Here is a 227-nt window from a genome sequence, read left to right as displayed (position 1 = left end):
CTCAAGCAGCGGCTAAAGCTCAAGAGGCAGCTAAAGCTCGTGAAGCAGCTAAAGCTCAGGCAGAAGCTAAAGCTCAAGAAGCAGCTGAAGCTCAAGCAGAAGCTAAGGCTCAAGAAGCAGCTAAAGCTCGTGAAGCAGCTAAAGCTCAGGCAGAAGCTGAAGCTCAAGCAGCAGTTAAAGCTCAGGAAGCAGCTAAAGCTCGTGAAGCAGCTAAAGCTCAGGCAGAA

At 50.2% G+C, this 227-nt stretch carries 1 protein-coding gene; it reads left to right on the top strand.

What is annotated here, in order from left to right; all coding sequences use genetic code 11:
• Positions 1-227 (top strand): hypothetical protein (locus MR083_RS28375; RefSeq protein ID WP_242270141.1); only part of this gene is annotated, 227 nt, incomplete at both ends.

It is taken from the genome of Bacillus cereus group sp. BfR-BA-01408, from assembly GCF_022663305.1.
GTDB lineage: Bacteria > Bacillota > Bacilli > Bacillales > Bacillaceae_G > Bacillus_A > Bacillus_A pacificus.
Note: the sequence above shows the minus strand (reverse complement) of the source record. Positions and strands in the feature narration are given on the sequence as shown.